General features: G+C 46.1%; 2 protein-coding genes. Both read right to left on the bottom strand.

Going from position 1 to position 570, the window contains the following annotated elements:
* On the bottom strand, positions 1–269 hold a 269-nt coding region (locus tag R7Q11_RS28265), incomplete at its 3' end, for a DUF2310 family Zn-ribbon-containing protein (RefSeq protein WP_225467238.1).
* 2 nt (positions 270–271) lie between these two features.
* On the bottom strand, positions 272–570 hold a 299-nt coding region (locus R7Q11_RS28260; protein ID WP_225467237.1), incomplete at its 5' end, for a SecY-interacting protein Syd.

The raw sequence follows: 570 nt of genomic DNA, 5'->3' as shown, positions 1-570 counted from the left end.
ATGCGCATTTTCGGCGCAAGCAAAGACGCATCCGACAAACGATTCATGCACACTTTAACGAAATCTGAATGATAACGCGGATGCAAACTGTCTTGTTCCGGGCAAACCACGCGCACAAAAAATTCACCATCGCCCATCACTATCGGGAATTCACGACCTAGCACTTGGCCGTTGTAACGCAACGCATCCATCAAACCGTTAATGGCTTTATCTACCGCACTGACGGTGGTGTTATCAAAACACTCAAATTGCAACTCAACAACGTACATGCTTACACCGCAGCCTCAATTTTGGCCAAAAACTCCACAACATTCTCTGCGAGCACTTCGCGCTTATCTGTTCCTAAACGCTCTAAGATCACATTGCCCGTTAAGTTACAAATTGAAATTACGTCCAATTCTGCATCCGTCGCTGCAATAAACACCGTCGGTTTTAGCTTTAGACGACGCTGCGTCACCAAGTGACCCAAAATGTTCTCTTGTAAACGAACAAAATCGTCATCGCTCCAAACTTGAAGCAATGTCAGAGGATTCGTCTGCCACGTTGCGTCCATATCCGCACTGTATTGAG

The organism is Vibrio sp. 970 (assembly GCF_033339075.1).
The sequence above is the reverse complement of the archived record's forward strand: the minus strand, read 5'-3'. Positions and strand labels throughout refer to the sequence as shown.